This is a genomic window from Massilia sp. X63 (genome assembly GCF_041023745.1).
Classification (GTDB): Bacteria; Pseudomonadota; Gammaproteobacteria; order Burkholderiales; family Burkholderiaceae_D; genus Telluria.
The window spans coordinates 152,251-159,527 of record NZ_JBFTEF010000012.1 but is presented as its reverse complement, the minus strand read 5'-3'; the positions used below and the strand labels follow the sequence as shown (position 1 = coordinate 159,527).

The 7,277-nt window shown below is 67.2% G+C and carries 6 protein-coding genes and 1 pseudogene; 3 read left to right on the top strand and 4 right to left on the bottom strand.

The annotated features are described in order from the left end of the window. From AB3347_RS20755 to AB3347_RS20745, 3 genes and pseudogenes are all read left to right on the top strand, one after another. Positions 1–197 (top strand): annotated as a pseudogene (locus AB3347_RS20755) (IS1595 family transposase); the annotation flags it as partial. A 123-nt stretch (positions 198–320) separates the two neighbouring features. Beyond that, positions 321–2,654 (top strand): PAS domain S-box protein, encoded by a 2,334-nt coding sequence (locus tag AB3347_RS20750; protein WP_369093610.1) that lies wholly within the window; start codon positions 321–323, stop codon positions 2,652–2,654. A 94-nt stretch (positions 2,655–2,748) separates the two neighbouring features. Next, positions 2,749–3,675 (top strand): DMT family transporter, encoded by a 927-nt coding sequence (locus AB3347_RS20745; protein ID WP_369093609.1) that lies wholly within the window; start codon positions 2,749–2,751, stop codon positions 3,673–3,675. Here the strand turns inward: AB3347_RS20745 and AB3347_RS20740 are convergent. Genes AB3347_RS20740 through AB3347_RS20725 form a run of 4 tightly spaced genes read right to left on the bottom strand, consistent with a single transcriptional unit; the run spans position 3,672 to position 7,259 of the window. After that, positions 3,672–4,505 carry a metallophosphoesterase gene (locus AB3347_RS20740; protein ID WP_369093608.1) on the bottom strand — a complete coding sequence of 278 codons (834 nt, stop codon included), beginning with the start codon at positions 4,503–4,505 and terminating at the stop codon, positions 3,672–3,674. The genes AB3347_RS20745 and AB3347_RS20740 overlap by 4 nt on opposite strands. A 53-nt stretch (positions 4,506–4,558) precedes the next feature. Then, the gene (locus AB3347_RS20735) at positions 4,559–5,137 is read right to left on the bottom strand and encodes a PH domain-containing protein (RefSeq protein ID WP_369093607.1); all 579 of its coding nucleotides are present in this window, start codon (positions 5,135–5,137) and stop codon (positions 4,559–4,561) included. 5 nt (positions 5,138–5,142) lie between these two features. After that, a complete protein-coding gene (locus AB3347_RS20730) occupies positions 5,143–6,522 on the bottom strand; it encodes a serine hydrolase domain-containing protein (RefSeq protein WP_369093606.1) in 1,380 nt (459 codons plus the stop codon). Next, complete coding sequence (locus AB3347_RS20725; RefSeq protein WP_369093605.1) at positions 6,516–7,259, bottom strand: hypothetical protein; 744 nt, start codon at positions 7,257–7,259, stop codon at positions 6,516–6,518. The genes AB3347_RS20730 and AB3347_RS20725 overlap by 7 nt, the downstream gene beginning before the upstream one ends. Positions 7,260–7,277 lie beyond the last annotated feature (18 nt).

Sequence of the window (7,277 nt, the reverse complement as noted above, 5' to 3'; positions counted from 1 at the left end):
CCGCCGGCGCGATCCACGTCCAGAATGTGAACGCCTACCACAGCCGCTTTCGCCAGTGGTTGAGCCGCTTTCGCGGCGTGGCCTCGCGCTACCTGTCCAACTACCTGGGCTGGCACTGGGCGCTCGATGGTAAGCGGATCACCTCTGCCGAGCAATTGCTGCGCATCGCGATCGGCCTCATCCATAGTCAACGATGACAGCGCCAATGGCAATGCAATTTGCGTCTTGACTGATTGTTAAATGTGGTATCGTGTGCGCCTATTCATATCGAGCTTGTCATGCCCGAATTTCAATCCGCCATTGGTTTCGCAGCCACTGACATGAGGCAACAGGACGGGCTCAAGCTCAGCGATAGCGAAGCACATTACCGGGCCTTGTTCGATACGATCGACGAAGGTTTCTGCGTCGTCGAGTTCATCGACGGCCCCCGTGGTCCGCTGTCGGACTACATCCATCTCGAAGCGAATCCCGCCTACATGCGTCATGCCGGGATATCGGACATCGTCGGCAAGACCGGCCGCGAGAAGCTCAAGGAGAGCGAGGCCGACGCCTGGGTGGCGGTGTTTCGCAACGTGCTCCAGACGGGCGAGCCGGTGCGTTTCGAACGCCGGCTCGAAGCCACCGACCGCCACCTCGAGGTGGCGTGCTTCCGCATCGACCCGGCTAGCAGACGCCAGCTGGCGATCATCTTCAAGGACATCAGCGCGCGCAAGATTGCAGAAGCCAGGTTGCAGGAGCTCAACCTGACCCTGGAAAGCCAGGTCGCCGAGCGCACGGCCGAGCGCGATCGCATGTGGAACACCTCGCCCGACCTGATGCTGGTGATCGACTTCGACGGTTTCATCCGGCGCGTCAATCCCGCCTGGACGGAACTGCTCGGCTACCAGCCGGAAGAACTGGTGGGCTGCCACGTGAACCGCTTCGTCCTTCCCGACGACCACGCCGCCACGGTCGGCGCATACCGGACCGCCGCTGCCGGCGGCCGGCCGACGATCGAGAATCGCTATCGGCACAAGGACGGTTCGATCCGCTGGCTCTCCTGGGTGGCGGCGCCGGCCGGCGACATGACCTACGCCACCGGCCGCGATATCAGCACCGAAAAACAGCATGTAGCCGAGCTGATCCAGCGCACGGCCGAGCGCGACCGCCTGTGGGACCTGTCGCAGGACATGCTTGCCCGGGCAAACTACCAGGGGACGATGTCGGCCGTGAGCCCCGCGTGGACCGATGTGCTGGGCTGGAGCGAAGCCGAACTGCTGACCCGTCCGTATGCCAGTTTCATGCATCCCGACGACATGCCCGGCACGCTCGACGCCATCACGCGGATGGCCGAGACCCGCCGGCCCGCCCGCTTCGAAAACCGCATCGCCACCCGGGACGGCCGCTGGAAACATATCGAGTGGACGGTGACGCCGGAAGCCGATGGCGAGAATTTCGTCGCCATCGGACGCGATCTCAGCGCCAACAAGGCGCAGGAAGCCGAACTCGCGATGGCGCAGGAAGCCTTGCGCCAGGCGCAGAAGATGGAGGCGGTCGGTCAGCTGACGGGCGGCCTGGCCCACGATTTCAACAACCTGCTGGCGTCCATCAGCAGCAGCCTGCAGGTCCTCAAGCTCAAGCTGCAACGCGGCCAGTACGAGGCGCTGGACCGCTATATCGACATCGGCGAATCCTCGGTGCGGCGCGCGGCCTCGCTCACGCAAAGGCTGCTGGCCTTCTCGCGCCGCCAGACGCTCGACCCCAAACCGACCGACCTGAATCGCCTGATCGCCGGCATGGTGGAACTGGTGCGCCGGTCGGTCGGCCCCACGATCGCCCTGAACGTGATGCAGGAAGCGGATCTCGGGCTGACGAAAGTCGACCCGTCCCAGCTCGAGAACGCCCTGCTCAACCTGTGCATCAATGCCCGCGACGCCATGCCCGGCGGCGGGTCGCTCACGCTCGCCACCGCGAACGTCCGCATCGACGACAGCACCAGGGAACGCAGCATGCCGCCTGGCGACTACGTCCTGCTGTCCGTCGCCGATACCGGCACCGGCATGCCTCCCGAAGTCATCTCGCGCATCTTCGATCCCTTCTACACCACCAAGCCCCTCGGCGCAGGCACCGGACTGGGCCTGTCGATGGTGTACGGTTTCGTACGCCAGTCGGGTGGCCAGGTGCGGGTGCATTCCGAAGTGGGAAAGGGGACCAGCATGTTCCTGTACCTGCCGAGGCATGAAGGCGATTGGCAGGAAGACGTACAGGCGCCCCCTGTTTCCTTCGAGCCGGGACAAGGCGAAACCGTGCTGCTCATCGAAGACGAGCCCAGCCTGCGCGACATCGTCGAAGAAATCCTGTATGACGCGGGCTATCGCGTGCTGACAGCCCAGGACGGGCCGACCGGCCTGCACATCCTTCACTCGGATGCGCAGATCGACCTCCTGATCACGGACGTCGGGCTTCCCGGCGGACTGAACGGGCGCCAGGTCGCCGACCTTGCCAGGATGCGGCGCCCGGCACTCAAGGTGCTGTTCGTCACCGGCTACGCCGATACGGCGGCCGTCGGAAACGGTCATCTCGAGCCGGGAATGGAAATGATCGCGAAACCATTCGAGATCAGCGCGTTTGCCCGCAAGGTCCAGGCAATGGTCAAGGCCCGCCCGCAGCACTGAGGCGGTTCGCGAGAACCGGTCAACACCGCAGTAGCCAGCGTCAAGAACTGCGCAGCCGCGCGGCCGACAATCTCCGCTCACAGGAGATTGTTCGATGTTCACACAGATCTACAGCAGTTCCAACGCCGCCCAGCGCGGCATCGGCGCCGGCATCACCGCCGGCGCCTTCTGGGGCCTGGTCTTCCTCGCGCCCGAGCTCACGCCCGGCTTCTCGCCCCTGCAGCTGTCGGCCGGCCGCTACCTCGCCTACGGCATCGTGGCGGCCGTGCTGGTCGCGCGCGCCTGGCCGCGCCTGCGGCGCGGGCTGAGCTGGGCCGACTGGCGCGGCCTGGCCTGGCTCAGCTTGCTGGGCAACATCGTGTATTACCTGTTCGTGGCCCAGGCCGTGCAATCGGGCGGCGTGGCGATGACCGCGATCGTGATCGGCCTGCTGCCGCTGGCCGTGACCCTGGCCGGCTTGCGCGAGCACGGCGCGCTGCCGCTGCGGCGCCTCGCGCCCTCGCTGCTGCTGGGCGGCGCCGGGCTGGCCTGCATCGGCTGGGATGCGCTGCGCAGCGTCGAGGGCTCGGTGCCGGGCCTGCTGTGCGCCATCGGGGCGCTGCTGTCGTGGACGGTCTACGCCGTCGCCAACCGGCGCTGGCTGGCCCGCCTCAAGGGCATCTCGGGGCAGGAGTGGAGTTCGCTGGTGGGGGTCATGACCGGCGCCCAGGCCCTGCTGCTGGCCGCGCCCGCCTTCGCGCCCGGCAGCGCCGCGCATACCGGCGCCGAATGGCTGCAGTTCGTGGGCGTGGTGACCGCGGTGGGCGTCTTCTGTTCGGTGGTCGGCAACGCGCTATGGAACTACGCCAGCCGCACCCTGCCGATGGCGCTGATGGGACAAATGATCGTGTTCGAAACCGTGTTCGCCTCGCTGTACGGCTTCCTGTGGGAGGCGCGCTGGCCGAACGGGCTGGAAGCCGCGGCCCTGGCGCTGCTGCTGGCCGGCGTGGCCTCCTGCGCCGCCGCCCACCGCAAGGACTAGAGCTCGACCACCAGCTCTGGCCGGAACGCTTCCTGTTCGCCCTTGCTCAGGTAGCCGAGCGGATTGGCGAGCACCCGGCACGACCAGGGCCGGCCGGCCTCGACGCCGCTCACCACGTAGTCGTTGGCGCAGTGCAGGTGGCCGTGGATCCACAGGTGGGCTTGCGGGAACAGCGCGTCGAGCGCATTGCAGAAGCCCGCGGTGCCGGGCGTGAGGCCGTAGCGCGGATCGGCGCTTTCCAGGCTCGGCGCGAAGTGGGTCACCACCACGGTCGTGCCGTCGAAGGGCGCCGCCAGCGCGTCGCGCAGCCAGTCCTGGCAGTCGAGCGACATGGCGCGGATGCCTTCGGCCAGCACCTTCTCGCCGTTCTTCAGGGTGGTGTTCTTCGACAGGTAGTAGTTGGCGGCGCGGAAGGCCTTCTCGCGCCGCTGCAGCTGCTTGCCCAGGTCCTGCTCCTGCATGGCCAGGGCGTCGAAATCGCTCCACAAGGTGGTGCCGATGAAGCGCACCCGGCCGATCACGAGCGTCTCGCGGTCCAGCCATTCGATGCCGAGCTGCGTACAGGTGGCGCGCAGGCGGGCATAGGCCTCGTCGTAGTCGAGGCCGTCGAATTCGTGGTTGCCGGGGATGTACAGTACGCGTGCCGGCGCGGCGCCGGGCCGCAGCGGGGAAAAGCGCCCCAGGCCGAAGTCGGTGTCGGTCAGGCGCGAGCCGGACTGGTAGGAGCCGATGTCGCCCGCCAGCACGACCACGTCGGTGTCGGGCCGGATCTCGGGGACGAAGTGCGGGTAGCGTTCGAGGTGCAGGTCGGAGAAAAGCTGGATGCGCATCGGCGCAGTATACCGGCTTTCCGCCGCGCCCCGCGCCGTGCTATACCGCCCGGCTAGGTGGGGCCGGGCGCGGCCCCCCTGGCGGTCTGTTCGAGCAGCGCGCGGGTCGCCTTGTCGATGCGCGCCGCCGGCACATGGCGCAGCACGCAGTGCGCGAACGCGGGCAGGCCCATGAGAAAAGCCGAGATCCGGACGGTCTCGCCGGACTGCAGTTCGAGCTTGAACCAATGAGCCATGTGGCCGAACCGGACGCGCTTGACCTCGCCCCACCGGAAGGCGCCGCGTTTGCCGGACAGGCGGCCGAATGCCATGCCCTCTTCCGACACCGTGTGGCGGGCGAAGAAGTAGTCGGCCAGCAGGGCCGCGGGAAGCAGGATGAAACCGCCCAGCATGAGGACGGCGAGCACCGGATGCCGCTCGTCCGGCCAGATCATGGCGGCGATCGTCACGCCGCTGAAGAAGACCATGCCGGCGATGGCCAGCACCAGCATCGCCGGCGGATAGGCGAGCTCCCTGTCCAGTTCCGGCGGGCGCGGGCGATCGCGGCTGCGCGCCAGCCAGCGCATCGTCAGCGTCAGGGCGGCGGCGAAGAACATCGCCTTGGCGATCGCGGCCAGCCAGCTGGGGTCCATCGGTATCACTCCCTTGGCGCCGCGATGGCGCCACGGTAGAGGGCATCGGTAATGCGTTCCTGGAAGCGCGCCTCGGACGAGAAGCGCCCCGGGTGCCGGTCGGGGTCGTCGCCGACGCCGCTGGCGACGTAGACCATGCCGTCGTTCGTGGCCGGATCGAATACGAACAGGGCGTTCAGGCCCCAGGACCAGCCCAGGTGGCCGACGCCGCTGAAACCGCCGCCTTCCACCAGCCGGTCGCCGCCGGCGCGGCCGTTCTTCACGAAGCTGGCGTCGACGAAGTGCTGGTTGCCCAGGCCCCAGGCGTGGTACAGGCCGCGGAAGTTGTCGCTGTCTGCGTTGCCGTTGTCGATTCCGCCCGCTGCCTCGCGCAGGGTCCACTGGCGCGAGAGCATGGCGCCGATGGTCTCGGGCCGCAGGATCTGCCTGCCCTGGTGCTGCCCCTGGTTCATCAGCATGAGCATGATCTGCGCCAGTTCGTTTGCCGAGATGCGCAGGCTGCCCTGCGGGCCGAACAGGGTACCGTTGCTGCCGACGACGTAGCGCTCCAGACCCGCCGGCGCCACCGGCGGCGCGACGCCGAAGTCGTCGGACTGCGCGATCCAGGGGCCCTGCGGGTCCCAGCGCTCGTCGCCGTCCTTTTCGCGCCGCCGGTACAGGGTGGCCGCGTCGTCGATGTGCGCGGGGGCGAAGTCGGCCAGGTAGAAGCCGGCCTTCAGGCCCATCGGATCGAACACCAGGCGCCGCATCAGGCGGTCGAAACGCTCGCCGCCGGCGCGTTCCATGATGGTGGCGACGATGCCGGAATTGAAGTTAACGTACTCGAACCAGGAACCGGGCGCATGATTCTTCGACCACATCGCGCCCTTGCCGTGCAGGCGTCCGCCCGGCAGCAGCACCTCTTTCAGGTCGATCCCGGGCTCAAACTTGAAGCCGCCCTCGTCGCGCAGCGACGAGGTGTGGCTGAGCAGCATACGCAAGCTGATCGCCCGGTCCGGGAAGTGCGGATTGCGCAGGCGGTAGCCGAGGTAGTCGCTCACGTCCGCGTCCAGCGCCAGCCGGCCCTGCTCCACCAGCTTCATGGCGCCGAGGGCGGTGACAAGCTTCGACACCGAGGCGACCCGGAACATCGTGTTCGCGTCCATCGGCCGGGCCGGCGCGCCGGCCGTGGCCAGGCGCTTGTGGCCGAACTGGCGGCTGTAGACGACTTCGCCGGCGCGGATCGCAACCACCGACAGGCCGGGCAGCGGGATGGCGGGGTCGTCGACGATGGTTTGCAGTTGGCGGGTCAGGCCGGCGGCCTGCGTGTCGGGCAAAGGCCCGCCGCAAGCGAAATGGCAAGCGGACCATAACGTCAGGATCGCGGTCACATTCTTCGTCAGCATGAAATCCCTTCCGTCCGCGCGGCTGTCCCCTTGTTCGGGTCCAGGCTGCTCCTGGCGACTGCGATCGCCTGGATAAAATATGCTCGTCCTGTCATGTTATTCATTGGAACGGATGTGCGGTTCCACCACGACGTGGCGGGATGAGGAACACTCGCCGTCGCGATGCCGGCCTCGTTCAACTGGTGGACAAGCCCGCGCAAGGCATAGCGCCATCCCAGCCTGGTGGCGAACACCACCAGGTCCGGCTTCAGAATGCCGACCACCGCCGTGACGACACGATCGGCTTCCTCGCCATCGCGCGCGCACGCCAGGATCGATTTCCCGGGCCGCTCTGCCGGCCGCTGGAAGTAGTTCATGTAGGCGATCGACTGCAGGGCGCTGCAGGCTCCCGGCATTGCCATACCGCAGTCGGCGAGCGCGTTCGCCAGCGCGTGAAAAATCGCTTTCGACTTGCTGGGATTCTTCCCGAGGATAACGTTATTGAAGATCCCACGGGCGTTGATGTTCCGGGACGATGTGTCATGGCGCAGCGCGCGCCCCTGATACCACAGGGCCGGCGTATTGGATTCCTCCACGCTCGCGAGATACGGACTCTCGCCCAAGACCAGTACCCGTACCGGCGCCTCGTCATAATGGGCGCCGACCGCCGCCATCATCTCGGGATACAGCACATAGTGCGGAATCGCCGACAGCCCGCCATCGTATGCGTGGCTCAGACCGGAATACGTCTTCAGCATGTTCCCTCAGCGCTCTTG